Below are 24,006 nucleotides of genomic sequence, written 5' to 3' on the forward strand. Positions count from 1 at the left end.
CACTCATTTTTACTACATTTTGCTAATATTTGCTTAACTGACTGGCATTACCCCAATGGAGTGCTTTTAAAAGACCTGTTTCAGTCATTAACTGAGATGTTCACCAAATAAACCCAGCGCTTCTTCAGCGGTAAAAGTGTAGTGGCTATTACAGAACTGGCAGTTCATTTCAATCGGATTCTGGAATTCCAGGGTCTCACGTACTGCTTCTGCACCAATCTGCTGTAGGGCAAGGGCACAACGCTCTTTGGAACAGGTACAGCCGAATTTCAAATGTTCGACTTCCGGTAAACGTACCTGTTCTTCGTTATACAGGCGATACAGGATTTCATTGGCATCCAGACCAATCAGCTCTTCGGCTTTCAATGTTTCGGTCAGCATGGTCAGACGTGGCCACAGGTCTTCATCGACACGGCGTTGCTCTTCTTCGCTGTTACGTGGCAACAGCTGGATCAGCAGACCGCCAGAGCGTTTCAGGTCACTCGCCAATACAATATGGGTCGGAATCTGGGCAGACAGGTCATAGTATTGCATCAGGCAACCAGCCAGCGTGTCACGATCCAGCGGAACAATCCCCTGATAACGTTCACCAAATTCTGGTTCGATATTGATAAATAGCACCGGATTGGTCAGGGATTTTAAAACGGTACTGCTGTCTTCAGCGACCTGAAAACGTGGGTCTTCTTCATAATCTGCCAACGCACGGACTTCACCCAGATGGTTACATTCAGCCATGGCCCATTTAAAGGTACCCGAAGCCTGAATCTGCAGACTGATACGGCCCTTGATTTTCAGGGTGCTAGCCAGTAGCGCCGTCGCACTGAGCATTTCACCAATCAGGATTTGTACCGCAGGGGCGTAGTTACGCTGTGCCAGAATGGTTTGTAAAGTTTCCTGAAGATGCACTACTTCACCACGAACAGGGCTATCTTCAATAAAAAAGCGTTGGCGTAAATCAGACATAAAATTCTCCATAACCCTGCTTTAATGGTGGCACTATTGTAAAACACAAGTTATGACAGATCATCTGTTAAAGCATCAATTCCTGTGCCGTTTGAATTCTGTTGTTTCTGTATTAGCTTGTTGATGGTTTTGCCATGCTGATCCTGTTCAAATAGATGGCTGAGTTCAGCCATGCTGCTGTGGTGCTGTTCATATAGTGGGGCAGAACCCGGTTCAGCTTGCTGCTGAGCTGTAAGCAAAGCTTCATCGTGTTTTTTGAATTTTAAAACTGCCTGTTTGGCGTCCTCGACAGACTGAATGGTTTCGGTCAGAAATGCTTGGGTCAGCGCCAAGGCAGAGAGATAGGTTTCCCGGAAAATCTGTTCCACACCCAGTTCACTCAGCAAATGTGCATGATGACGATCCCGGGCACGTACCCATAATTTCAGATCGGGATAATTCCAGCGTAGATGACGTACGACCAGTAGCGAGTCTTCAATATCATCAATCGCAACGATGATCTGCTGTTTAGAATCAATATCAACTAACTGTAATGAAGTGGGTTCAGTTGCATCAGCCTGATAAAAGGGAATGCCTTGTTCTTTGAGTAGATTAGAGGCTTCCACGCTATTGTCCATGACGCTAAAGCTCAGACCTTGTTGATGCAGAATCCGTCCGATGATCTGCCCAAAACGGCCAAAGCCGATCAATAGAATCGGCGTAGTAGGCAGACTTTCACTCTGCTGTTCAAAGTCTGTGACCAGATAAGATGGCTTGTTCAGTCGGGGCAAAATTTGACGATCCAGCAGCCAGTATAAGAGTGGCGTAAACAGCATGGACAATGAAACTATTGCCAGCAATAGGGACAGTAATTGTTGATCCAGTATTTGATGGTTTATGGCAATGATCAAGGCAACAAAGGCAAATTCACCACCCTGTGCCAGACTGGCGGCCATCAAGCTGCTGGTGCGCCAGCTGTTTTGGTAATAACGGGCAATCGCCAGACTCAGTGCAAATTTACATAGAACCAGCAGCAAAGTACCGCCAATGATCAGTCCCGGTATGTTCAGTACATCGGGTAACTGAATCGCTAGACCGATACTAATAAAACATAATCCGATCAGTAAGCCTTGAAATGGCTGTACCGCATGATCAACATGGGATTTAAATTCAGAATCTGCTAACAGGATACCGGCAAATAGAGCACCCAGATAGAGATTCAGTCCCAGAGTTTGCATTAGAACTAGCAGCCCTAGCGTTACAGAAATCGCGACGACTGCATGTAGGTCATGACTGTGGCTACGGGCGATCCAGCGATAGAGGGGCTGCATCAAATAACGATTGCACAGGAATAACCCGGTAAAGGTCGCGATGATCGCAGCAAAATAGGCCACGCCATGTTCGGTAGAGTTCATGCCCGCAAACAGGGGAATCACAGCGATTAAAGGAATCACGAGCAGTGCCTGAATCAGCAGGCTGCTATAGCTGAGCTGTCCATGGCTGGTATTGAGCTGATCCTGACGTATCAGCTGCTGAATACTTAGGCTCATGGCAGACAAGCTGCCTGCTAGCCCAATGACCACACTACTGACCAGACTTTGCTGTAGCAATAGAGCAGCTAATAGGGTGAATACTGTCGCGGAACCAAAGACTAGGACTGCCGTTGAAATCCAGGTCGATTGCTTGATCTGGAGAAAGCGTTGTGGCTGTAGCTGCAGGCCCACCCAGAATAATAATGTCAAAATGCTGACTTCGAGTAATCTAGATTGCAGGGCAGGATCAATTTCTAGCCCTAATACACCGGAACCCAGCAACAGTCCAACCAGTAAATAGCTAAGTACCGCAGGCAATTTCAGATATCGGGCTATGGGAACGAACAGCAGGGCCATCGCCAGAATCAGGGTCATTTGCAACAGTATCGACATTTCTAACCTTAAATTTTATTTCATGTACCACAGACAGGCTTAGCTCAGCTCTTGAGGATCGACATCTAGCGTGAGTTTCATGGAAGAGGGTTTATCCTGCAGCATGGCCTGCCACCATGCCCGGACATAATAGTGCAAGCGGGCACGCTCAGCAGAGAGCAGTACCATATGCGACTGGTAACGTCCCGCCTTGCGTTCCATGGGGGCCGGAATTGGTCCCCAGATCTCTAGATCAAGGTCCTGATATTGCCTCAACAGCGCTGCATGTTTCTGTAGGAATTCAGTATTTAAGTTCTGGTCACGTGATTCACAGCGGATCATCACCGCATAGCGATAGGGTGGCATGCGGGCAATTTGCCGCTGTGCCAATGTCTGTTTGGCGAAAGCACGGTAATTTTCATTGACCAGAGTATTCAGCAAGGCATGATCGGGACGCAAGGTCTGTAAATAGACATCGCCTTTACGTTCACCACGGCCAGCACGGCCCGCCACCTGTACAATCAGCTGGGCGGTACGTTCCGTGGCTCGAAAATCGACACTCAGCAGGCCAGAGTCAATATCCAGGATTGCCACCAGCGTCACATAAGGGAAATGGTGACCTTTGGCCAACATTTGGGTGCCGAGCAGAATTGCCGGTTCGCTTTTCTGAATCTTGTCATAGATTTTCTGCCAGCTGCCGACCCGGCTGGTCGAGTCGCGATCGACCCGGATCACCTCATGATTCGGGAAGAGTTCATTCAGCTGTTCTTCAACCTTGCCGGTGCCCATGCCTAGGGTTTTTAGTTCGGTATGGTTACAGCTCGGACAATGATCCGGCATGCGGTGAATGGTACCACAGTGGTGGCAATGCAGATGCTGATAAGGCTGGCGGTGCACCGTGAAATTCGCATCACAATGCGGGCATTGCGCCTGCCAGCCGCAGCTGTCACAGATCAGTACCGGTGCATAACCACGACGGTTCAGGAAAACCAATACCTGTTCCTTTTTATCCAGCCGTTTCTGCATTTCCTGAATCAAATGCAGACTGATGCCATGCTGCTTCTGAGCAACTTTCAGGTCCAGAATATGCAGTTTTGGCATCAATGCCGCACCGGCACGCTGGTTCAGTTCCAGCACCTGCATCTTGCCATTTTCCACTAATGCATAACTGTCGATGCTTGGCGTGGCAGAACCGAGCACGACGGGACATTGCTGTAAATGTCCACGATACAGGGCCACGTCCCGAGCATGATAGCGGAAGCCTTCCTGCTGTTTAAAAGACAGGTCGTGTTCTTCATCCAGAATAATCAGGCCCAGATTCGGCATTGGGGTATAAATTGCAGAACGGGTGCCGAGTACGATCGAGGCTTTACCGGTTTCTGCGGCCTGCCAGGCTTGCAGACGTTTCGAGTCATTCAGGCCAGAATGCAGCAGGGCAATATGGCAATGGAAGCGTGATTGGAAACGACTGATGGTTTGCGGGGTCAGGCCAATTTCCGGTACCAGTACCAGCACTTGTTTGCCCTGTTTCAGTACCTTTCCCATGATCTGTAAATAGACTTCGGTCTTGCCGCTGCCGGTCAGGCCATCCAGCAAAAAAGCCTGGTATTTATTTTTGTATTTTAATACCTGCTGAATGGCATGCTGCTGTTCCGGGTTTGCAGTCAGTGGCATCTGTGCCAGCTGAACAGGTGGTGGGCTAAAATCCTGCGCTTCCAGCACACATTCACAAATACCTTTTTTCTCTAAAGCCTTCAGGGTTGCGGTATCAACACCCGCCAGATTCAATATGGTTTCTGTAGTACCGACAGGATGCAGTTTTAAAATCTTATAGGCTTCTTGCTGACGTTCGGAACGACGAACTTTGGCTTCAGCCTGATCATCCAGCAGTTTCCAGGTACGTGCCAGCAGGTTATAAGGTTTGCCTTGACGGAGTAATGTTGGTAGGGCACTTTGCACCACTTCACCAATCGGGAACTGATAATACTGCGCCGACCAGTTCAGCAGATTGAGTACTTTGGCATCAATAATCGCCCGATCATCCAGCAGCTCGGTAATGTCTTTGAGCTTGAAACTGCTATCCAATGGAGCATCTGGAGGCAATTTTTCCATAATTACCCCAACCAGATGCTGCCGACCAAAAGATACTGCCACGCGTGCGCCAACTTCGGCCTGCTGGTATTGTCCTGCACTTAGGCTGTAATCAAAACAGTCAAACAGATGTACAGGCACGGCGACACGGACGCGATAAATCGGAGCAGGGGAAACAGGCTGATCGGGCATGGGTAAATGAGGCATCCTGATGAATTTTCGTCGTGCTGAAAAGTCAGTTGTGTTAGAGTGAGCAGATAATTTATATCTAAGAATATGAATGATTTTGATGGTCTGACGCAACTGCGTTAGCGCAATTTTTGGGAAAATTAGAGCATTACAATGCCTGCATATCAATTTATCGCGCTTGATGCCTCGGGCAAGCAGCAAAAAGGCGTGCTTGAAGGAGACTCTGCACGTCAGATCCGTCAGCAATTACGTGACAAAGATCTGATTCCGGTCTCCGTCGATCCGGTCGAGCAGAAAGACAAGCACTACCGGCCACGCTGGTTTGAAAAAAGCATCACGGCTTATGATCTGGCACTGATGACCCGACAATTATCGGTGCTGGTGGCTGCCGGTATTCCGCTGGAAGAAGCGATTCGTGCCGTGGGCAAGCAGAGCGAAAAGGTGCATGTGCAGAACCTGCTGATGTCCGTGCGTTCCAAGGTGCTGGAAGGGCACAGTCTCGCGCAGGGTTTGCAGCAATCTGGACGGTTTCCGGAACTATATATTGCCACCATTGCGGCGGGTGAGCGTTCTGGACATCTGGATCTGATCATGGATCAGCTGGCGGACTATACCGAAAACCGCTTTGCCATGCAGAAAAAAATTCAGGGCGCGATGATCTATCCGATCATTTTGCTGCTGATGTCCTTTGCCATTGTCATGGGACTGATGACTTATGTGGTACCGGACATTGTCAAAACCTTTGACCAGAGTAAAGATGCCTTGCCGTGGATCACCGTGGCTTTAATGAAAGCCAGCGATTTTATTCGGATGGCTTGGCCTTTTCTATTAGCGGGTAGCGCCGTCGGTATTTTCCTGTTAATCCGTTTTCTGCGGACGACAGCAGGGCATTATGCCTTTGACCGGCTGACTCTAAAATTACCGCTGTTTGGGAAATTATCGCGTGGCATTAATGCCGCACGTTTTGCCAGTACCTTATCGATTCTGACCCGTTCTGGCGTACCACTGGTTGATGCACTAAAGATTGGTGCAGCGGTAAGTAATAACTGGGTGATTCGCGATGCAGTGAATCTGGCAGCAGAAAAAGTGACTGAAGGTGGCAATTTGGCGACTCAGCTGGAGCGTAGTGGTTATTTCCCACCGATGATGGTACAAATGATTCGCAGTGGTGAATCTTCCGGTGAGCTGGACCGGATGCTGGAGCGGGCATCGACTATGCAGGACCGCGAAGTGACCACACTGATTTCGACTTTACTGGCTTTGCTGGAACCACTGATGTTGGTGCTGATGGCGAGTATTGTATTGGTGATCGTGATTGCAGTGATGCTACCAATTGTAAATATGAATAATATGATTTAAACCGGATATGGGTAAAATTCCAATTATAGAAAGCCCAAACAGATTTTTGAAATTAAGCAATGAGAGACATTGAATGAAAAGGACTGACATGATGAATCAACAGCTAGGTTCTTCAAAAGTAGGTGCATGTATGACGCGTATCAAACATGCTTCAGGTTTTACCCTGATTGAAGTGATGGTAGTGATCGTGATTCTTGGCGTACTGGCTGCACTGATCGTACCAAATGTGATGGGCCGTGGTGAAAAAGCCAAAGTCGATACAACTGTCATTAAGCTGCAAAGCGTGGCTGGTTCACTGGACCAGTACAAGCTCGACAATGGCAAATATCCAAGCATGCAGGATGGTGGTCTAGATGCTTTAGTGAATAAACCAGCTTCAGCAAAAAACTGGCTGCCAGGTGGCTATGTCAAAGGCGGTTATCCGAAAGACAGCTGGGATAATGACCTGCAATATGTGATTCCGGGCACCAATGGTCGTCCATTTGATCTGTACTCATTTGGTGCCGATGGTCAGTCTGGTGGCGAAGATACTGATGCTGATATTTATTATCAGCCTTAACTGAGAATCATTATAAATTTCCAGTAATGGAATATATCACTTCACTTGATTGGATATCTCAATTTTAAGTGAAGTGATAATAACTCTTAATTATAAAATATAATCTAAAATTTTGAATCTTATATAAATTTTATAATAAGCTTTATTTGAGAGTTATAATAAGAATTATTCCCATATTGATTGATTACAAATATCGTAAAATATGGAGATATATAGACTTTTCATTTTTCTAAAAAAGCTCATAATGATCTCAATGGCACTTATTTAGCCAAAGGAGATGAGTATGAAAGCATTAATTTTAGGAGATGAAATAAACCAGTTTCATTGGTCAATGCTGAAATCTGTCCTTTTGGTTTTGAGTATTCTTCCAGTCAGCCAAGGGATGTTGTATCTATGGCAAAGCACTGAAGGTAGCAGCCAGATTATGGTAGGTTTCTTTGCCTTGAGCCTGATGAGTAGCCTGTTGGCTTTGTGTTTCTGGTCTGCCTTAAAAGCTAGTGTGAGCTATGTACATCAGGAAGATGTATCATCTTTTGAGCGTACCATCGTTCAACTCTATCGTTACCTGCCGATGCTGTCTTTGGCGAGTATGATGTCTTATCTCACTACACAGATTTAATCATCTCTCCCAATAAAAAAAAACCGAGGATTGCGCCTCGGTTTTTTTATAGCTCCTCCCTTTTAAAAAGGGTGAGAAGCAATGCTTCGTAAAGGAGGGATTAAAAATAAGCTATAAATTTAATCCCCCTAAATCCCCCTTTGATAAAGGGGGACTTCATAGGTGAATTACCTTCTCGACTTAAAGCTGACATCTACTTTACGCGGACGGAAACGCCATCCAATCAATAGCAACAGTGCCGAGAAGATCAGTACCGGCCAGTCGCTCAGTTTCATATACAGGGTTTCACCCTGCATGGCAGGCAACTCACCACGTAACACAGCTTCTTTGTCCATTGGTGCGCGTTTTACGATATGCCCGTTATGGTCAATAAAGGCAGTCACACCGGTGTTGGTTGCTCGGATAAACCAGCGGCCATTTTCCTTGGCACGCATCTGTACCATTTGTAAATGCTGCTGTGGACCAGCAGTCCCGGTAAACCAGGCATCATTGGAAACGGTTACCAGAAAATCACTCTGGCGGGCATTGCGACGGGTCAGGTTTGGATAAGCCACTTCATAGCAGATCGCAGAACCGAGGTGATGCTGTTTCACATTTAACGGTTTTTGATCCCGTGCACCACGCGAGAAACCACTCATAGAGGGGTCATTCTGCAAGGCAGGTAGTACCCAACTGAGCGCACCAGAAAGTGGAATATATTCCCCGAAAGGTACCAAGCGTTGTTTCTTGTATAGACCACTCGCTTCATCACCGCTGGCCATGATGCTGTTGTAGTACATCGGACGGCCTTCAGCTTTGGTCTCCGCCAGATCCCAATATGGCAGGCCCGTCACCCAGGAGGTTCCAGATTTTTCTGCCTGATTTTTCATGGCATCCAGAAAATCTGGAATATCGGTCTGGAACATGGGAATCGAAGATTCCGGCCAGACAATCAGGTCACGTCCCCATTCAGTCTTGGTCAGGTTGGCGTAGATCAGCAGGGTTTTGATCTGATATTCGGTCAACCATTTCAAATCTTGCGGAATATTGCCCTGAATCAGAGAAACACTCAGTGGTTTGCTGCCGGCCTTTTGTTCCACAAAATTCAGCTGAGAAGCACCCCATGCACCCAATAATAGAAGTACAGAAGGCACCGCCCAGAACACACGGCGATTCAGGATTTCCACCAGTGCACAGGCCAAGGTAATGACTACAAAGGACACCCCAAACACGCCGAACAGTGGTGCATAACCATCAAGGAAGCGTTCGGTGAAGGCATAGCCGGCAAACAGCCATGGGAAGCCGGTAAACACCCAGGTTTTTGCCCATTCAAATAACACCCAGAGTGGGGCAAAGGTCAGCGGAGTTTCCGGGAAAAAGCGACGGTAAAGAAAGGTCTGTACCGCGGTAAACAGTCCCATCACCAGTGCCATGATCAGGATCATCAGCACGCTGAGAGTTGAGCTGGTATCCCCATATTCATGGATCGAGGTATACAGCCAGAAGGCACCGACAAACCAGAGACCAATCCCGTATGCCCAACCAATTCCAAAAGCTTGTTTGGCAGAGCGCTGACGCAGGCAGGCATACAGCAGTGCTGGAGACAGAATTGCCAGCCACCAGTAATGATAGGGTGCCAGGGCAAGGCTAAAGATTGCACCTGCCAGAAGAGACAGCAGCAGTGGGTAAATCAGCGGAAGCTGTTTGGAGTCTTCGGACAGCTTGAGCAGTTTGTCAAAATGTGCCCTCATTGACGCACAGCCCGGATCGAGTGAATGGAGCGTGCATCTGCTTCCAGAATGGTAAATGCCCAGTTATCCAGTTCCACGACCTGACCTTCCAGATCACTCACCAGGCCAATTTCCTGTAACAGCAAGCCACCCATGGTTTCGACTTCATCATCCGGGAAATTGGCATCCAGCAGATCATTAAAATATTCAATTGGTGTTAAGGCTTGCACGATCCAAGTGTTAGCCGTTTTGGAATCATTATCTGGAACAATGTATTGTGCTTCTTCATCAGCAATATCGTGCTCATCTTCAATTTCGCCGACAATCTCTTCCAGAATATCTTCCAGGGTGACTAGACCAGAAGTCGCACCATATTCATCAATTACGATCGCAATATGGGTCTGGGTGTTTTTCAGCATACGCAGAACCTGGTCAGAACGGGCACTTTCTGGCACGAATAGAGGCTGGCGCATCAAGGCACGAATATCCACCTTAGACGTTGGTTCGGTCAGGAACGGTAACAGGTCTTTGGCCAGCAGGATGCCGACAACATTATCCGGCTGATCGGCGGAAAAGACTGGGAAGCGGGAATGAGCAGATTCCACCAGCACATGCAGGATATCCAGCAGTTGGTCATCTTCCTGCAGACTGATCATGGAAGTTCGTGGAGTCATCACTTCACGAATCTTGGTCGCTGGAAGGTCGAGTACACCTTCCAGCATCGCAACTGTATCGGGTTCTAAAAATCGACGTGAATCTTGTACTAATTTTAACAGTTCGTCGCGGGTTTCGGGTGCAGTTCCCAGCCATTTGCGTAAGCCGCGCATGCCCCACGACGGGCCTGATTCCTCGTGCATGATTTTTCCTAAAGACTCTTAATATCTAAAAAAACGTGATTTTATCATACCGCAGAAAACGTGCTTGTCTATCGCAATTATTGAGGTGCTTTGTGACCATTACAGTCAGGTCTTCTTAGCTAGAATAGCGGGGAAATGCAGGCATGGGTACAAGCACAGGTTTATGCTAAAATAGGCCCGTCTTTCTTTCTGAGCATGCTAATGTCTGACGCTGAAATTACCCCAAGCCTACAATTGAATACCCGTGGTTTACGCTGTCCTGAGCCAGTCATGATGCTGCATCAGGCGATCCGTAAGTCCAAGTCAGGTGATGTAGTTGAGGTCTTTGCAACGGATAATTCAACGTCATGGGATATTCCAAAATTCTGTATGCATTTGGGGCACGAATTATTGCTGCAGGAAGAGCGTTTGGATGAAAATGGCAATAAAGAGTTTCATTATCTGGTGAAGAAAGGCTAATTCTTTTTAATTCAGATATAAAAAATCCCTGCACTTGGCAGGGATTTTTTTATGGCTTAAGAAAAATCACAGATTTTTCTCTTGCGTGATGACCGAGCAGTGCTCAATCATCACTCATATCCAAATTACATATTAGGGTAGTTCGGACCACCCGCACCCTCAGGGGTTACCCAAGTGATGTTTTGAGATGGGTCTTTGATGTCACAGGTCTTGCAGTGTACACAGTTCGCTGCATTGATCTGGAAGCGTTTCGAACCGTCATCATTTTCCATGATTTCATAAACGCCGGCAGGGCAGTAGCGCTGAGCAGGCTCATCCCATTTTGGCAGGTTTACGTTCACTGGAATTGAAGGATCAGTCAGTTTCAGGTGAGCAGGCTGGTTCTCTTCATGTACCGTATTCGAAATAAACACTGACGACAGACGGTCAAAGGTCAGTTTGCCATCCGGTTTCGGATAATTCGGTTTGAAGTTCACTGCATCAACAGTTTTCAGCGTCTTGAAGTCTGGCACCAGGTCATGCAGGGTAAATGGAACCTTGAAGACGTTCTGGTCAATAAAGTTGAATGCACCACCGATCCATTGACCAAACTTGTGCATTGCAGGGCCGAAGTTACGCGCGCTATAAAGCTCTTCTTTTAGCCAGCTGTTGTTGAACTTGTCGGTATAAGCAGTCAGTTCTTTTTCGAAGAAGTCTTCACCTTCAGTCACACGAGCAACCGCAAGGTCACCACCTTTTTCTACACCAGCCTTAATTGCTTCAAACACTGCTTCACCACACAGCATGCCTGATTTCATCGCAGTGTGTGAGCCTTTGATCTTGGCAAAGTTCAGGAAGCCAGCATCATCACCGATTAAGCAGCCGCCTGGGAAGGTAAATTTAGGCAGAGAGTTGAAACCACCTTTGACTACTGCACGCGCACCATAAGAAATACGTTTACCGCCTTCCAGATACTGTTTAATCAGTGGATGGGTTTTCCAGCGCTGCATTTCCATGAATGGATACATATGTGGGTTTTCATAAGAAAGATCCACGATCATGCCCAGAGTCACCTGGTTGTTTTCAGCGTGGTACAGCCACCAGCCGCCTGAAGAACCGGTTTCAGATAAAGGCCAGCCGGCACCGTGCATCACCAGACCTGGTTTGTGCTTGGCAGGATCGATTTCCCACAGTTCTTTAATCCCGATACCGTAGTGCTGAGGATCAGCATCTTTGTCCAGATTGAATTTCTGGATCAGGCGTTTACCGAGATGACCACGGCAGCCTTCAGCGAATAAAGTATATTTCGCATGCAGTTCATAACCTGGAGCAAAGTTATGGGTTGGTTCACCATCTTTACCAATGCCCATATCACCAGTCTGGATGCCTTTCACTGAACCATCTTCATGGTACAGAATTTCAGCAGCAGCAAAGCCCGGGAAGATTGATACTTCCAGCTCTTCCGCTTTCTGGCCTAACCAGCGAACTACGTTACCCAGTGAGATCACGTAGTTACCATCGTTATGCATGGTTTTTGGCACCATCCAGTGCGGTGCTTCTTTATAAGTAGTTTCAGACAGGGTGAAGTAGGTTCTGTCTTCGGTCACAGGAACATTCAGCGGAGCGCCTTCTTCTTTCCAGTTCGGGAAAAGTTCATTGATCGCACGCGGTTCCAGCACAGCACCGGAAAGAATATGAGCACCCACTTCGGAGCCTTTTTCCACGACACAAACGGACAGATCATTCAGGTTGTTTTCAATTGCAAGCTGACGGATTTTGATCGCCGCAGAAAGACCCGCAGGGCCTGCACCTACGATGACTACGTCAAACTCCATCGATTCGCGTTCGATGTGCTCCATGTAGGACTCCTCATATTACATTCGGTGGCAACCAAAATCGGGGTGATCAGGTGCTGCCATGAGTATTTATAATTCCTGGACACAAAAAGCTTAGTGTCTTTAATCTTGTGGGCTAGTATAGTTTTAAACCCAGTTGAAGCCAATTGGCTGAAACATATTATTTTTCCGTCATTAAGGTCTTCTACGATGAATAACGCAGCAGAGAACAATCATTCGACGAAAAATCCAGCCATGAGCGATGATAAAAATTTAACGAATATTGCACAATACATAAAAAATGCACAGGGCAGTCACAAAAGGTCAATCCCCCCTCTAGAGCAGTGGCATCCAAAGCATTGTGGGGCAATGGATCTCAAGGTTTTTGCTAATGGAGAATGGTGGCACGAAGGTCAATTGATCAAACGCCAGGCCATGATTGACCTGTTCTCGACTGTACTGTGGAAGGAAGATGGCAAGTTTTACCTGAAAACTCCGGTTGAGCAGATCGAAATTGAAGTGGAAGATGAACCGCTGTTTGTCAATCAGGTGGATCAGGTTGAGATTGAAGGGAAGACTTATCTCCAGCTCACTACGACAACGCAGGATGTGATTATTGTAGATCAAGAGCATCCGATTTTTATGCGGGCTTTTGGTGATGAATTGCGTCCTTATGTGCATGTGCGTTTCGGCATCAATGCATTGATCCAGCGTGCTGCCTTTTTACACCTGGTGGAAATGGGGGAGCTCAGTGAAAATTCGGATGGAGCGACAGTTTTAAGCTTGAAAAGTGGAGATTTAGACTTGCAATTAAGCACCTGAGGTTTAAGCTTTGTGGCATGTCCGTCCACTTGAGCACATAGCCCCGGTATGAGCGCCATTTATCCGATTTCTTCAACACTTGATCCCGTCCTTGATGTTACTGCAGACGCACCCATTGGGATTTTTGATTCAGGAATCGGAGGACTGTCAGTGGCGCTCGAAATTGCGCGATATTTACCGAATGAGCGCTTCGTTTATTATGCCGATACTGCCAATGTACCCTACGGTCCGCGTGAAGATCAGGACATTCGTGAGCTGACTGCGCATGCAATTGAATGGCTGTATCGTCGTGGCTGTAAAGCCGCTGTAGTGGCTTGTAATACCGCTTCAGCCTTTAGTCTGGATTATCTACGTGCCCATTATGGTGAACGTTTTCCCATTATTGGACTGGTACCCGCTTTAAAACCCGCAGTCCTGGCGACCAAATCGAAAACAGTGGCAGTGCTTGCCACTCCGGCGACCTTTCGCGGCAAGCTGATTAAAGATGTCATGACCCGTTTTGCCGAGCCGGCACAGGTGAAAGTCATTCCGGTGACCTGTCTGGATCTGGTGCCCTTTGTGGAGGCCGGAGAACAGATGAGTCCCGCGTGTCTAGCGACATTACGCCTGCTTTTACAACCAGTTGTGGACCAGGGCGCGGATTATTTGGTGCTTGGATGTACACATTACCCCTTCCTAAAATCGTCAATTCAGTATATTTTTGGTCATAAAATGACATTGATTGACTCTGGTTTGGCAGTTGCGAGACAAACTGCCCGCGTTCTGATCAAAAATGAGCTATTATTTGGAAGCGAACGTGAAGAAAACGTGCGGATTGAACTGTTTGTCAGTGGTCAAAATGCTGAGCAAATGCAACCGATTATCCAGCGCCTGATTCCAGACGATATTTCGTGGTCTGTGAATAATATTGAAGCTTGAATTTAGTTTAGTTGTCAGTCAGTGAATTACATTATTTTAAAATTTGATATTTTTAATTGGGGCACGCTTGTGCAACAGCTCATGGAGTTAGAGGTGAACTGTGCACATTCGCGGTAATTGGAGAGGGTTCGCAATGCTCGATAAACGCTATCAGGTCTTTATATCGACCTCTGGTCAGGATATGCAGCCGGAGCGCATCATCTTGGCACAGACGTTGGTGGGTATGGGGTTCTTCTCCTGGGGCCTAGAGCAGCGTACACCTCTTAGTACAGCCTTTGCTCGTCGTCAGATTGATGACTGTGATTATGTGGTAATTCTGCTCGGTAGCCAGTACGGTGAACAGTCCGTCTCTGGCGTAGGTTATATGCATCTTGAATATATCTATGCAGTGAGCAAGCAGAAACCGGTGATAGTGTTTATGCATGATGACCCGGATTCACGGGATGAATCGCTGCATGATGCCAAACCGGAACTACGTGAAAAATTCAATGAATTCCGTAAACTGCTGCAAAACGAAGTTGACCAGATCTTTACCTACCGCAGCCTGCGTGACTTGGAAATGGCTGTTCGCCTGAACATGCCGCAAATGCTGGAGCGTTATCCAGTCACGGGTTGGGTTCGTCCGCAAAATACGCAAGCGTTACATGATGAAATTGATGAACTGAAAGCTAAGATCGCGCAGATGGAAGCGGATGCCGATAAAAGCGAACCGGATCCGTTCCTGACTTTGCCGAAAGTGTCGATGCATGAAGTATTTTCCTTTGAATACCGCATGCATGCCTATCAGGACGGGAATTTCAAGGAATTAAAAGTTCAGAAAAAACTGACCTGGGCAGAATTGCTGGTCATTCTTGGCGATACCTTTATCAATCCGACACCAGAAGAATTTTTCTCTAAGCGCATGAATGAATATCTGAATGAAACTGGTCTGGAAGATGCACGGGTGGAAATGCCTCGTGCCCATGCTGTTGCCCGTGCCCAGATGAACATTCGTGCCTTGCATAGTCTGAAATTGCAAATGCGTCAGAATGACTGGATTGTGCCAACCGGCCGGGATGACCGTCAGCGTCTGCTGTGGCAACTGACCTCAAAGGCGCAAAAATTGATGGAAAGTAATTTGCTGGATAAAGATCGTCTTCTTCCATATAAATCAGCATATTAATCTATACTGTAAATACATAGAAAGCTGTTAAAGTACAGAGGTTGACCCTTAAGACGGAAGATCTGCATGTTAGCCAAACCGAAAGTCACCATTATTCTGGCCAATCTCGGTACTCCGGATGCACCTACGGTTCCCGCAGTACGTGCATTTTTGCAGGAATTTCTGTCCGATCAGCGCGTTATTGAAATTCCAAAACCAATCTGGCAGATCATTCTGCGTCTGTTTATCTTGCCATTCCGTCCTAAACGCGTAGCCCATGCCTATGCAGCCGTCTGGGGCAAGGATTCACCGATGCGTGAAATCCTGTCGCAGCAGGTTGAAGCCGTTAAGGCTGAACTCATTTCACGCTATCCGCAGTTTGAACTCAATATTGTTCCTGCCATGACCTATGGCAATCCAAATATTCGGGCAGTACTGAACCAGCTCAGTGCCAATCCGCAGGATCATGTCATTCTGTTGCCGTTGTTCCCCCAATATTCAGCCACTTCGACTGCACCACTTTACGATGCTGTAGCGAAATGGGTCCTGACCCAGCGTAACCTGCCAGGTCTTTCCATCATTCGGGATTATTATCAGCATCCGCTATTTATTCAGGCACTAGCGCAAAGTGTACGAGACTATCAGGCCGTGCATGGTAAGCCGGAAAAGCTGCTGATGTCTTTCCATGGTATTCCACAGCCTTATGCTGATAAGGGAGATCCGTATGCGGATCGTTGCCGCATTACTGGAAAATTGGTGGCAGAAGCTTTGAGGCTATCTGATGATGAATATGGCATCAGTTTCCAGTCACGTTTTGGCAAGCAGGAATGGGTCAAGCCTTATACTGATGCCTTAATTGAAGACTGGGCCAAGCAGGGTGTGAAATCGATTCAGGTGATGAGTCCGGCATTTTCTGCGGACTGCCTGGAAACGCTGGAAGAATTGGCCATGCAAAATGCAGAGACTTTTAAAGCCCATGGTGGTGAGCAGTATAGTTATATTCCGGCTCTGAACAGCCGTGAAGATCATTTGCAATTGCTCAATTCCCTGCTACAGGCTAATCTTGACGCATTAACCCATACTCTTGCTCACTAATTTGAGGTTTTGCAGCCTATGCTCCAAGTCAAAATTGTTCCTGTCACTGCCTTCCAGCAAAACTGTTCTATTCTTTGGGATACAGACAGTAAAGAAGCAGTTTTGATTGATGCGGGTGGTGAGCCGGAAAAACTGAAAGCCGAAGTTGAAGCGCTAGGACTGAAAGTCAAAGCCCTGTGGCTGACCCATGGCCATTTAGACCATGCCGGAGCAGTGGGTGTCCTGAAAAAAGCTTGGAATGTACCGGTGATCGGTCCACATAAAGACGATGCTTTCTGGCTGGATATGATTCAGGAAGTATCTGCCCGTTACGGCTTCCCGATTCCGGAAAAAGTGGAAGTGACCGAATGGCTGCAGGGCGGTGAAGTGCTGAAACTGGGTGATGAAGAATTTGAAGTCCGTTTTGCACCCGGCCATACCCCCGGGCATGTGATGTTCTATAACCAGAAACATAGTTTGCTCTGGACCGGGGATGTACTGTTTAAAGGTTCGATTGGCCGTACCGATTTCCCGCGTGGTAATCACCAGCAACTTTTGGATTCGATCCAGCGCGAATGCTTTAGCCTGCCGGATGACACTCAGTTTATTTCTGGACATGGTCCAATGAGTACTATTGGTTTTGAAAAGCAGCATAATCCCTTTGTGGCGGGTACCGCGGGTTAATACCTAGCTTAGCGGATAAAAAAAGGAATCTTATATAGATTCCTTTTTTATTTCAGTTTGTGCTTAATACTGATCCTCTTCACTGCCACCATCCGCTTGAGGTGCATCCTGGGTTGGCAGTTTGTATTCCTCATTGGCCCAGGCACCAAAATCAATCAGCTTGCAACGCTCGGAACAGAAAGGGCGGAACGCATTGTCTTCCCAGGTGGTCAGTTCACCGCAGCGTGGGCAGGTTAAGGTGGTTGGCATCGACAACACTCCAACAAAAATCCAGGAATCAATTAGGCAAATATAGCCGCACTTGTTAGACTTATGCGGTTTTCCTTAGTTTGATCTGATTATGCCAATTCGTCAATTTCAAGCGCAGCGCATGCATGCCCCTCGTGATTTTCAAAGCATCAGCCCTGAACCGATTTGTGTAGAAATTGGAGCTGGCAAAGGGAAGCATGCATTGCTCTTTACCCGGAACAATCCGGAGCGTCAACTGATCGCGATTGAACGTACCCGGGAAAAATTCCTGGCGATGCAGAAGCAGCATGTGCTGGAAGGGCAGAAGAATCTACAAACCGTACATGCCGATGCCTTGCCGTGGGTGGTGCATGCGCTTTATCCGGCACAGGTGGAACAGTTTTTTATTCTGTATCCAAATCCGGAACCGCATAATCCGGCACAGCGCTGGGCCAATATGCCATTCTTTGAATTCCTGCTCTCACGTCTGCAAACGGGCGGCACAATTACCTTGGCCAGCAATATTCCGGAATATATCGATGAAGCAGAACAGCAGATGCAGGAACTGTGGAAGCTACCTTATGTGAAAGAGGGGATTCCAAAAGATTCTGCCCGTACCCATTTTGAAATCAAATATCTGGAACGGGGTGAACTGTGCCAGCAGCTGATTATTACCAAGCCGGAAGGCTATAGCACCCGTTTTGATGAATTCCAGCCTCTGCAGGGGCAAAAAATGCAACAGCTGCGGAATAAGCCATGAGCAAACGCATTGCAATCGTGGGTGCAGGGCCTGCTGGATTAATGGCGGCAGAAGTGTTGAGCCAGCAGGATTTTGAGATTCATGTCTATGAGCAGAAACCTTCAGCGGCCCGTAAATTCCTGATGGCGGGAAAAACTGGACTGAATATTTCCCATGCTGAGCCAGTAGAACAGTTCATCCAGCGTTATGATCAGCCGGAATGGCTGGCACCATGGGTGAAACGTTGGGATGCCGTCTGGATCCAGCAGTGGATGCAGGACTTAGGCATTGAACCTTATATTGGCTCATCTGGCAGGGTATTCCCAACCGAAATGAAAGCGGCTCCGCTGCTACGTGCCTGGTTAAAACGTCTGACTAAACAGGGTGTGCAGTTCCATTATCGTCATCAAGTGACACAGCTTGAGCAGAATCAGTTGTGGCTACTTGACCTAAAAACAGATGAGTCACGAACTGAATCTTTTGATGCGATTATTCTGGCCTGTGGGGCTGTGTCTTGGTCCCGACTCGGCAGTGATGGCAAATGGCAAGCTTGGCTGCAGCCGGATGACATTCAACCGTTTCAGGCCAGCAATGCCGGGGTGGAATATCCATGGTCCAAGTTTATGCAGTCGGTGTTTGGTCAGCCGCTGAAACGGGTTGCAGCCTGGGTGGAAGGCGGTGACAAGACTATGGGCGATATCGTCATCAGTCATTATGGTCTGGAAAGCGGCTTGGTCTATAAACAGGGTAGAGGTCTACGCGAACAGGTCAAACGCGGTCAGCCAATGCAACTGTATCTGGATTTATTCCCGGATCAAACAGCAACACAACTAGCCAAAAAACTGCAGCCGAGCAAAAAACAGTCTTTAAGTAATGTCTGGCGCAAGGCCGGGTTAGAGGGGGCCAAAGCCGCACTGGTACGCGAGCTGGTGCCAAAAAATCTTTGGCAGGATGCGGAACAGCTAGCGCAGCAAATCAAGCAGTTGATGATTCCTTTAACTAGTTTTCGTCCCATTGAAGAAGTCATCAGTTGTGCCGGTGGGGTAAAGCGTGAAGCACTCACTGAACAGCTGCAATTAAAATTCAATCCGCATGTATTTCTGTGTGGGGAAATGCTGGACTGGGATGCTCCAACGGGGGGATATCTGCTGACCGCCTGTATGGCCACTGGTCGTGCTGCAGGGGAAGGCGTAGTGGCTTATCTGAACGAAAAGTCTTAAATTTTCTTTAGTTTAAGATATTCACGCCCGTTCTAGGTTTGCGTTATATTGAACAAAAATCATGCATCAGGATGTTTTTGCTTATGTCTACGCAAGCGCATTATGCCGGGAGCTGTCTTTGTGGTGGAATTCAGTATGAGATTCGTGGGCCACTTGGCGATATAATGCAGTGTCATTGCCGCCGTTGCCGAAAAGCCAATGGCAGTGCTTTTGCTGCGAATAGCCCGATTGCCAAGACAGATTTTCAGCTGTTACAGGGTGAGCAGTTGCTCAAAGCTTTTAATCCGAATACTGGCGTGATCCGCTATTTCTGTAGTGACTGTGGTTCCCCGATCTATAGTGTTAGAACCGATGTACCAGACATCTATCGCTTACGCATCGGCACGCTGGATACTCCAATCGAGCAGAAGCCGGTCTGTCATATCTTTACCGGCTCCAAAGCGGAATGGGAAGACATCTGCGATGCCTTACCGCAATATACCGAGCGTCCTTAAGGCTGGATAGTTTCTAGCTTCTTATTTCCTGGTTTGGGTTTGGCCATACTGGCTACGCCAGTGGTCTAGCTGTTCCTGTGCCTGAATATATTGTCCCAAACCTTTCACGGTTTCTTTAGCATCATTCTGGCTAGCCGGTTCTGAAGCTGGCGAACTCAGAAATTTTTCCTGCTGTTCCCAATATTTATACATCAGACCCTGAATATAGCGGCCCTGTTCGGTTTTCAGTTCCAGACTCTTGAGCAGGGCCAAAGCGCCCTGTACATGATCGAGTTGACGCTGCTCGACCATCTCTTCATTCAAATTGCCTTCACTGCGGATCCGGGCCATTTCCGTTTCAATTTCATCATTCAGGGTCTGCATGCGCTGTTCATAATCATCCAGTACGGCAATATCATGCTGGTCATCCGCCGTTTTCGGGAAGTCTTTGACTGGCTCGGTCTTTAATTCCCTCATCATTTCTTCAGCCGCTCCATCCTGCTGAGTGGCTTCCTGCTTGGACGCATCTTTCTGGTTACAGGCAGCCAATAGCAGGGCAGAGACCAGCAGGCTGATACGGCTAAGATTTTGAAGTTTTGGCATGATTAATCCTTTAATAATTTATAAGCTTTTAAATTTTCTGAAAAATATAGGCATGGGTGACATACGGAAAGTCGATATGGTCTTGTGGCTGCTTGCCGGTATATTTTTCGACGATCTGTTCAAACTGCTGTTTAAGTAGCTGCTGTTCCTGTTCAGGCTGTGCGGCAATAAAACTGGTCGAGAGCAGACGTTTGGACACGACCTGCTCCACCGTGCCGGAATGAACGTGTTGCAAGGTGGTTTCTGCAAACGGCTGAAACAGGTTTTGATCCTGAAAGGCTTCGCGCCATTTTCCGCTATGGTAACGCGGTGTATCGCCTTCCATCGGCAGGATAAAGTCTGCCAGTGCCTTGACCCAGTCCACGGTAACATCACGCTGGTTCCAGACCAGTACCAGATAGCCTTGATTCTTAAGTACCCGATGAATTTCTTTCAGGCTGTCCAGATGGGCAAACCAGTGAAAGGATTGTGCACAGAATACCGCATCAATCGAGGCATCCTCTAACGGTAGTGCATCACTCATCGCTTCTAGGGTCGTAATCTCTGGATGTGCCAGCTTGAGTTGCGCTAACATTTCCGCCACAGGATCAACTGCCAGAATATTCGGGCTTAGCTGTTTTAAATGCGGCAGGAATTTACCGGTACCAGCACCGAGGTCGAGCAGTTGGGCATCTTGAGTTAATGCAAGTTGCTGTTGCAACCAGGGCATCAATGCTTCAGGATAGCTCGGTCGCACCTGCTGATAGCGTTCAGCAGCTGTACTAAAACCCTGTTTTGCAGCGGGATGCAGTGATTGTGTCATTTTTTGCGCTTTTTAATCCTGGTCTTCGCTATAAAATAGCATATTCATTTGGGCGGTAGATTTCGCCGCAGAAATTGTATTGGAAGCGTTCGTTTAACAGGCACGGGAAAGTTATGGAAAAACAAATCGTCTTTGAAGATGAGCATATACGCGCAATCTTTATGCCGGGATCATCTTCAGAACTGATCTTTTCTTTTGGAGATCTGATTACCCGTGCCAAGGGCCTAACCATTAATGCCGAGAAGTCATTACAGAAATTTGACTTCAATGTGCTCGGGATTATGCCCAAGGACAAGTCCTGGTTCCCGCAAGGTTCCATGTGGAACATGCTGGAAGCTGTGACAGAACTGATCGCGCCATTTAAAAAACGTATTGCCTATGGCGGTTCCATGGGCGGTTATGCCGCAATCAAATATTCCAATCTGCTGGATGTGCAGCGCGCCGTGGCGATGGTGCCGCAGTATTCGATTGACCCGGAAGATGTGCATGATGCGCGCTACAACATGTTCTTTCAGTCGGAACTGAATGCGGATATGCGCGTTAAGCCGGAAGATGTCAGTAGCAAACGCGAATACATCATCATTTATGACCCACACTATGCCCAAGACCGCGCGCATTACCAGAAACTGAAAGAAGTCCTGCCAGCGCATCATGTATTGCATCTGGCTTTTACCAATCACGATGCCATTGCCGTACTGGCCAGCTCGGAGCTGGTCAATGATTTCCTACTGCATGAATTTGACGCCAGCTATTTCTACCAGAAAATGCGCCGGGTGAAAAAAAACAGCAAATTCTATTACCGCAAGGTGATTGAAAACCTGCTGCCACGGCATCGCATGGCACTGGGCCGGATTCTAAAGAATAATGACCTGCAGCTGGATGCACAGTTCTTTGATGCCAGCCAGAAACAGACCATTCTGCGTGAGCTGCTCAGTAACAAGCAGGTCGATCAGTATGACCTGATGAAGCTTGGCATCCAGCTGAATTTGCCACAAGAAAACCGCCAGATCTTGCTGGACTGCTATGGGCATGGTCTGGTTTTTAATGTGATTAGTAACAAAATTGAGAGCTATGCCGATCAGGCCATCGCACTGAATCACAAGTTCCTGATCCCGATTTATGCGCGAGGGAACGGGCTATTAACCATCACCTTGAATGACGAACGTTATCTGGTAGTGATGAATGACCGGCATATTATGAAGCTGGTCAAGGAACGGGATGCACTTTCGGTCGGAATGCACCCAATTTTGATGAAACGTTATGCAGATTACTATATGTTCAGTTATAAGGAACTGAATCTCAGAACTGATGAATACGGGGCTGCGACATTCGTTGACGACAGTGACAAAAATACGCACTTTGTGACACGCAGTGAAGCGAATTAACTTAAAATAACACTAAAAAACAATAACTTGACTTATTGTTTTGTCATCATAAGATGTACTTATGCGGTACTTAAATAGACGGTATCGCACGCGGTGATTTTCGTGAAGGAGGGGTACATCTTATGCAATCCAAATCATTTGTTGCTGCATGTTTTATGTTGATGTCAGGTCTGCCTAATCTGGCTTATGCCCGGGATCACGTTCACCCAACCATTATTTTTCTGAGTGCGACCATCATCTTTCTGATGATTCTAACTGTGTATATCGTGTTTAAAATTCGCCGTTCTTTACGTAACGATTTAGACAAGCCGGCAAATTAAAATTGCCTAGATAAATTTTAAAAATCATTTAAAAAATAAAATTAAAACACTGCTTCGGAAAATATGATTGCAAAGCTGTCCTGAGTTGCTTTAAATGGTCTACCAATAAGATCTAGTAATGCGAGGGGACTGTGAAAGCGGTATATCTGGATTATAAATCCTTGGATCAAGATGATTTAAACTTGCAGGGTCTAGAGGCTGTTTTTGACGAGCTAACCCTGTATCCAAGCACTGCCAAGGCGGATGTCCTTTCTCGTGTGCAAGATGTGGATGTGATCATTACCAATAAGGTGCTGATCGATGCCGATCTTATTGCACAGTGTCCAAATTTAAAAATGATTCAAGTATCTGCCACCGGTACCAATAATGTCGATTCAGCCGTAGCCAAAGCACGTGGCATTGTCGTGTGTAACTGCCAGGCTTATGGCACGGCAGCAGTGGCGCAGCATACCATCATGCTGATGTTGAACCTGGCGACTTCCTTCCTGCGTTACCAGCAAAAAGTGCAGCAAGGTGAATGGCAGAAGACTGACCAGTTCTGCCTGCTGGATGCACCGATTGTCGAGCTGTCCGGAAAAACTTTAGGAATTGTAGGCTATGGCGAGCTGGGTAAAGCCGTTGCTAAACTGGCAGAAGCCTTTGGCATGAACATCATCGTAGGTGCATTACCGAACCGTCCGGGCGATGCTTCACGTGTGCCATTTCAGGAATTATTGCCACAGGTAGATTTCCTTAGCCTGCACTGTCCACTGACTGAAGAAACCCGTGATCTGATCAGCCATGCTGAGCTGGACGCGATGAAATCAGGTGCATTCCTGATTAACTGTGCGCGGGGTGGAGTGATCAATGAAGCGGCACTAGCTCAAGCCTTGCGTGAAGGCAAAATTGCTGGAGCAGCAGTGGATGTGCTGACTGTAGAGCCGCCAAAAGAAGGCAACGTGCTGCTCGATCCAAGCATTCCGAATTTGATTGTCACTCCGCACAATGCCTGGGGCAGTGTCGATGCACGTCAGCGTATTGTGGATCAGATGATCGAAAATATTAAAGCCTTTCAATCTGGTCAGCCGATCCGTCAGGTCAATTAAAACCAGTTTA

Annotated in this window: 24 protein-coding genes; 15 read left to right on the plus strand and 9 right to left on the minus strand. The window is 47.3% G+C overall.

Going from position 1 to position 24,006, the window contains the following annotated elements; genetic code table 11:
- Positions 1 to 87: 87 nt before the first annotated feature.
- Genes hslO through GW12_RS12105 form a run of 3 tightly spaced genes read right to left on the minus strand, consistent with a single transcriptional unit; the run spans position 88 to position 5,129 of the window.
- A complete protein-coding gene (gene hslO / locus GW12_RS12095) occupies positions 88 to 963 on the minus strand; it encodes an Hsp33 family molecular chaperone HslO (protein ID WP_034587856.1) in 876 nt (291 codons plus the stop codon).
- A gap of 50 nt (positions 964 to 1,013) precedes the next feature.
- On the minus strand, positions 1,014 to 2,867 hold the full coding sequence (locus GW12_RS12100; RefSeq protein WP_034587857.1) for a cation:proton antiporter: 1,854 nt from the start codon (positions 2,865 to 2,867) through the stop codon (positions 1,014 to 1,016).
- A 39-nt stretch (positions 2,868 to 2,906) separates the two neighbouring features.
- Entirely contained in the window at positions 2,907 to 5,129 is a 2,223-nt protein-coding gene (locus tag GW12_RS12105) for a primosomal protein N' (protein WP_034587858.1), read from the minus strand.
- Between the two features lie 150 nt (positions 5,130 to 5,279).
- Between GW12_RS12105 and gspF the strand changes: the two genes are divergently transcribed.
- From gspF to GW12_RS12120, 3 genes are all read left to right on the plus strand, one after another.
- Positions 5,280 to 6,485, plus strand: a complete 1,206-nt coding sequence (gspF, locus tag GW12_RS12110; RefSeq protein ID WP_034587860.1) for a type II secretion system inner membrane protein GspF — start codon at positions 5,280 to 5,282, stop codon at positions 6,483 to 6,485.
- 91 nt (positions 6,486 to 6,576) lie between these two features.
- Positions 6,577 to 7,044, plus strand: a complete 468-nt coding sequence (gene gspG, locus GW12_RS12115) for a type II secretion system major pseudopilin GspG (RefSeq protein WP_052127923.1) — start codon at positions 6,577 to 6,579, stop codon at positions 7,042 to 7,044.
- Between the two features lie 283 nt (positions 7,045 to 7,327).
- Positions 7,328 to 7,663 carry a hypothetical protein gene (locus GW12_RS12120; protein ID WP_034587861.1) on the plus strand — a complete coding sequence of 112 codons (336 nt, stop codon included), beginning with the start codon at positions 7,328 to 7,330 and terminating at the stop codon, positions 7,661 to 7,663.
- 167 nt (positions 7,664 to 7,830) lie between these two features.
- On the opposite strand, the gene lnt is transcribed toward GW12_RS12120, so the two are convergent.
- Positions 7,831 to 9,393 carry an apolipoprotein N-acyltransferase gene (gene lnt / locus GW12_RS12125; RefSeq protein WP_034587863.1) on the minus strand — a complete coding sequence of 521 codons (1,563 nt, stop codon included), beginning with the start codon at positions 9,391 to 9,393 and terminating at the stop codon, positions 7,831 to 7,833.
- Entirely contained in the window at positions 9,390 to 10,229 is an 840-nt protein-coding gene (locus tag GW12_RS12130; RefSeq protein ID WP_034587865.1) for an HlyC/CorC family transporter, read from the minus strand. The genes lnt and GW12_RS12130 overlap by 4 nt, the downstream gene beginning before the upstream one ends.
- Positions 10,230 to 10,430: 201 nt before the next feature.
- Between GW12_RS12130 and tusA the strand changes: the two genes are divergently transcribed.
- Positions 10,431 to 10,688, plus strand: coding sequence for a sulfurtransferase TusA (gene tusA, locus GW12_RS12135; protein WP_034587933.1), 258 nt, complete (start codon positions 10,431 to 10,433; stop codon positions 10,686 to 10,688).
- 125 nt (positions 10,689 to 10,813) lie between these two features.
- Here the strand turns inward: tusA and GW12_RS12140 are convergent, their stop codons facing one another.
- Positions 10,814 to 12,526: an electron transfer flavoprotein-ubiquinone oxidoreductase gene (locus tag GW12_RS12140; protein ID WP_034587868.1), complete on the minus strand. Its 1,713-nt coding sequence runs from the start codon at positions 12,524 to 12,526 to the stop codon at positions 10,814 to 10,816.
- A 186-nt stretch (positions 12,527 to 12,712) separates the two neighbouring features.
- On the opposite strand from GW12_RS12140, the gene GW12_RS12145 reads away from it, so the two are divergent.
- From GW12_RS12145 to GW12_RS12165, 5 genes are all read left to right on the plus strand, one after another.
- On the plus strand, positions 12,713 to 13,324 hold the full coding sequence (locus GW12_RS12145; protein ID WP_034587871.1) for a DUF1285 domain-containing protein: 612 nt from the start codon (positions 12,713 to 12,715) through the stop codon (positions 13,322 to 13,324).
- 48 nt (positions 13,325 to 13,372) lie between these two features.
- A complete protein-coding gene (gene murI, locus GW12_RS12150) occupies positions 13,373 to 14,242 on the plus strand; it encodes a glutamate racemase (protein ID WP_034587873.1) in 870 nt (289 codons plus the stop codon).
- Positions 14,243 to 14,375: 133 nt separating this feature from the next.
- A complete protein-coding gene (locus tag GW12_RS12155; RefSeq protein WP_034587875.1) occupies positions 14,376 to 15,404 on the plus strand; it encodes a DUF4062 domain-containing protein in 1,029 nt (342 codons plus the stop codon).
- A 66-nt stretch (positions 15,405 to 15,470) separates the two neighbouring features.
- The gene (gene hemH, locus GW12_RS12160) at positions 15,471 to 16,478 is read left to right on the plus strand and encodes a ferrochelatase (RefSeq protein WP_034587877.1); all 1,008 of its coding nucleotides are present in this window, start codon (positions 15,471 to 15,473) and stop codon (positions 16,476 to 16,478) included.
- 18 nt (positions 16,479 to 16,496) lie between these two features.
- The gene (locus tag GW12_RS12165) at positions 16,497 to 17,141 is read left to right on the plus strand and encodes an MBL fold metallo-hydrolase (protein ID WP_034587878.1); all 645 of its coding nucleotides are present in this window, start codon (positions 16,497 to 16,499) and stop codon (positions 17,139 to 17,141) included.
- Positions 17,142 to 17,204: 63 nt separating this feature from the next.
- Here the strand turns inward: GW12_RS12165 and GW12_RS12170 are convergent, their stop codons facing one another.
- Positions 17,205 to 17,390 carry a DNA gyrase inhibitor YacG gene (locus GW12_RS12170; protein WP_034587880.1) on the minus strand — a complete coding sequence of 62 codons (186 nt, stop codon included), beginning with the start codon at positions 17,388 to 17,390 and terminating at the stop codon, positions 17,205 to 17,207.
- An 85-nt stretch (positions 17,391 to 17,475) separates the two neighbouring features.
- Between GW12_RS12170 and GW12_RS12175 the strand changes: the two genes are divergently transcribed.
- The 3 genes from GW12_RS12175 (at position 17,476) to GW12_RS12185 (ending at position 19,822) form a co-directional block, all read left to right on the plus strand.
- Positions 17,476 to 18,129 carry an SAM-dependent methyltransferase gene (locus GW12_RS12175; protein ID WP_171077711.1) on the plus strand — a complete coding sequence of 218 codons (654 nt, stop codon included), beginning with the start codon at positions 17,476 to 17,478 and terminating at the stop codon, positions 18,127 to 18,129.
- Positions 18,126 to 19,328 carry a TIGR03862 family flavoprotein gene (locus GW12_RS12180; protein WP_034587883.1) on the plus strand — a complete coding sequence of 401 codons (1,203 nt, stop codon included), beginning with the start codon at positions 18,126 to 18,128 and terminating at the stop codon, positions 19,326 to 19,328. Before GW12_RS12175 ends, GW12_RS12180 begins: the two co-directional genes overlap by 4 nt.
- 83 nt (positions 19,329 to 19,411) lie before the next feature.
- Complete coding sequence (locus tag GW12_RS12185; RefSeq protein ID WP_034587885.1) at positions 19,412 to 19,822, plus strand: GFA family protein; 411 nt, start codon at positions 19,412 to 19,414, stop codon at positions 19,820 to 19,822.
- Positions 19,823 to 19,843: 21 nt separating this feature from the next.
- Here the strand turns inward: GW12_RS12185 and GW12_RS12190 are convergent, their stop codons facing one another.
- Together GW12_RS12190 and GW12_RS12195 are read right to left on the minus strand one after the other, a co-directional pair.
- The gene (locus GW12_RS12190; RefSeq protein ID WP_034587888.1) at positions 19,844 to 20,404 is read right to left on the minus strand and encodes a hypothetical protein; all 561 of its coding nucleotides are present in this window, start codon (positions 20,402 to 20,404) and stop codon (positions 19,844 to 19,846) included.
- A 28-nt stretch (positions 20,405 to 20,432) separates the two neighbouring features.
- Positions 20,433 to 21,206: a class I SAM-dependent methyltransferase gene (locus GW12_RS12195; protein ID WP_034587889.1), complete on the minus strand. Its 774-nt coding sequence runs from the start codon at positions 21,204 to 21,206 to the stop codon at positions 20,433 to 20,435.
- Positions 21,207 to 21,319: 113 nt separating this feature from the next.
- Here GW12_RS12195 and GW12_RS12200 point away from each other — a divergent pair, with 113 nt between their 5' ends.
- The 3 genes from GW12_RS12200 (at position 21,320) to GW12_RS12210 (ending at position 23,996) form a co-directional block, all read left to right on the plus strand.
- On the plus strand, positions 21,320 to 22,591 hold the full coding sequence (locus GW12_RS12200; protein WP_034587890.1) for a hypothetical protein: 1,272 nt from the start codon (positions 21,320 to 21,322) through the stop codon (positions 22,589 to 22,591).
- Positions 22,592 to 22,713: 122 nt separating this feature from the next.
- On the plus strand, positions 22,714 to 22,911 hold the full coding sequence (locus GW12_RS12205; protein ID WP_034587891.1) for a hypothetical protein: 198 nt from the start codon (positions 22,714 to 22,716) through the stop codon (positions 22,909 to 22,911).
- 131 nt (positions 22,912 to 23,042) lie between these two features.
- On the plus strand, positions 23,043 to 23,996 hold the full coding sequence (locus GW12_RS12210) for a 2-hydroxyacid dehydrogenase (protein WP_034587892.1): 954 nt from the start codon (positions 23,043 to 23,045) through the stop codon (positions 23,994 to 23,996).
- Positions 23,997 to 24,006 lie beyond the last annotated feature (10 nt).

Origin of the sequence: Acinetobacter sp. HR7 (assembly GCF_000773685.1) — a bacterium.
Taxonomy (GTDB): domain Bacteria; phylum Pseudomonadota; class Gammaproteobacteria; order Pseudomonadales; family Moraxellaceae; genus Acinetobacter; species Acinetobacter thermotolerans.

What these genes read in the sequence shown, in the direction of transcription:
- hslO (WP_034587856.1), bottom strand. Translation starts at nt 963, where the DNA reads ATGTCTGATTTACGCCAACGCTTTTTTATTGAAGATAGCCCTGTTCGT.
- GW12_RS12100 (WP_034587857.1), bottom strand. Translation starts at nt 2,867, where the DNA reads ATGTCGATACTGTTGCAAATGACCCTGATTCTGGCGATGGCCCTGCTG.
- GW12_RS12105 (WP_034587858.1), bottom strand. Translation starts at nt 5,129, where the DNA reads ATGCCCGATCAGCCTGTTTCCCCTGCTCCGATTTATCGCGTCCGTGTC.
- gspF (WP_034587860.1), top strand. Translation starts at nt 5,280, where the DNA reads ATGCCTGCATATCAATTTATCGCGCTTGATGCCTCGGGCAAGCAGCAA.
- gspG (WP_052127923.1), top strand. Translation starts at nt 6,577, where the DNA reads ATGAATCAACAGCTAGGTTCTTCAAAAGTAGGTGCATGTATGACGCGT.
- GW12_RS12120 (WP_034587861.1), top strand. Translation starts at nt 7,328, where the DNA reads ATGAAAGCATTAATTTTAGGAGATGAAATAAACCAGTTTCATTGGTCA.
- lnt (WP_034587863.1), bottom strand. Translation starts at nt 9,393, where the DNA reads ATGAGGGCACATTTTGACAAACTGCTCAAGCTGTCCGAAGACTCCAAA.
- GW12_RS12130 (WP_034587865.1), bottom strand. Translation starts at nt 10,229, where the DNA reads ATGCACGAGGAATCAGGCCCGTCGTGGGGCATGCGCGGCTTACGCAAA.
- tusA (WP_034587933.1), top strand. Translation starts at nt 10,431, where the DNA reads ATGTCTGACGCTGAAATTACCCCAAGCCTACAATTGAATACCCGTGGT.
- GW12_RS12140 (WP_034587868.1), bottom strand. Translation starts at nt 12,526, where the DNA reads ATGGAGCACATCGAACGCGAATCGATGGAGTTTGACGTAGTCATCGTA.
- GW12_RS12145 (WP_034587871.1), top strand. Translation starts at nt 12,713, where the DNA reads ATGAATAACGCAGCAGAGAACAATCATTCGACGAAAAATCCAGCCATG.
- murI (WP_034587873.1), top strand. Translation starts at nt 13,373, where the DNA reads ATGAGCGCCATTTATCCGATTTCTTCAACACTTGATCCCGTCCTTGAT.
- GW12_RS12155 (WP_034587875.1), top strand. Translation starts at nt 14,376, where the DNA reads ATGCTCGATAAACGCTATCAGGTCTTTATATCGACCTCTGGTCAGGAT.
- hemH (WP_034587877.1), top strand. Translation starts at nt 15,471, where the DNA reads ATGTTAGCCAAACCGAAAGTCACCATTATTCTGGCCAATCTCGGTACT.
- GW12_RS12165 (WP_034587878.1), top strand. Translation starts at nt 16,497, where the DNA reads ATGCTCCAAGTCAAAATTGTTCCTGTCACTGCCTTCCAGCAAAACTGT.
- GW12_RS12170 (WP_034587880.1), bottom strand. Translation starts at nt 17,390, where the DNA reads ATGCCAACCACCTTAACCTGCCCACGCTGCGGTGAACTGACCACCTGG.
- GW12_RS12180 (WP_034587883.1), top strand. Translation starts at nt 18,126, where the DNA reads ATGAGCAAACGCATTGCAATCGTGGGTGCAGGGCCTGCTGGATTAATG.
- GW12_RS12185 (WP_034587885.1), top strand. Translation starts at nt 19,412, where the DNA reads ATGTCTACGCAAGCGCATTATGCCGGGAGCTGTCTTTGTGGTGGAATT.
- GW12_RS12190 (WP_034587888.1), bottom strand. Translation starts at nt 20,404, where the DNA reads ATGCCAAAACTTCAAAATCTTAGCCGTATCAGCCTGCTGGTCTCTGCC.
- GW12_RS12195 (WP_034587889.1), bottom strand. Translation starts at nt 21,206, where the DNA reads ATGACACAATCACTGCATCCCGCTGCAAAACAGGGTTTTAGTACAGCT.
- GW12_RS12200 (WP_034587890.1), top strand. Translation starts at nt 21,320, where the DNA reads ATGGAAAAACAAATCGTCTTTGAAGATGAGCATATACGCGCAATCTTT.
- GW12_RS12205 (WP_034587891.1), top strand. Translation starts at nt 22,714, where the DNA reads ATGCAATCCAAATCATTTGTTGCTGCATGTTTTATGTTGATGTCAGGT.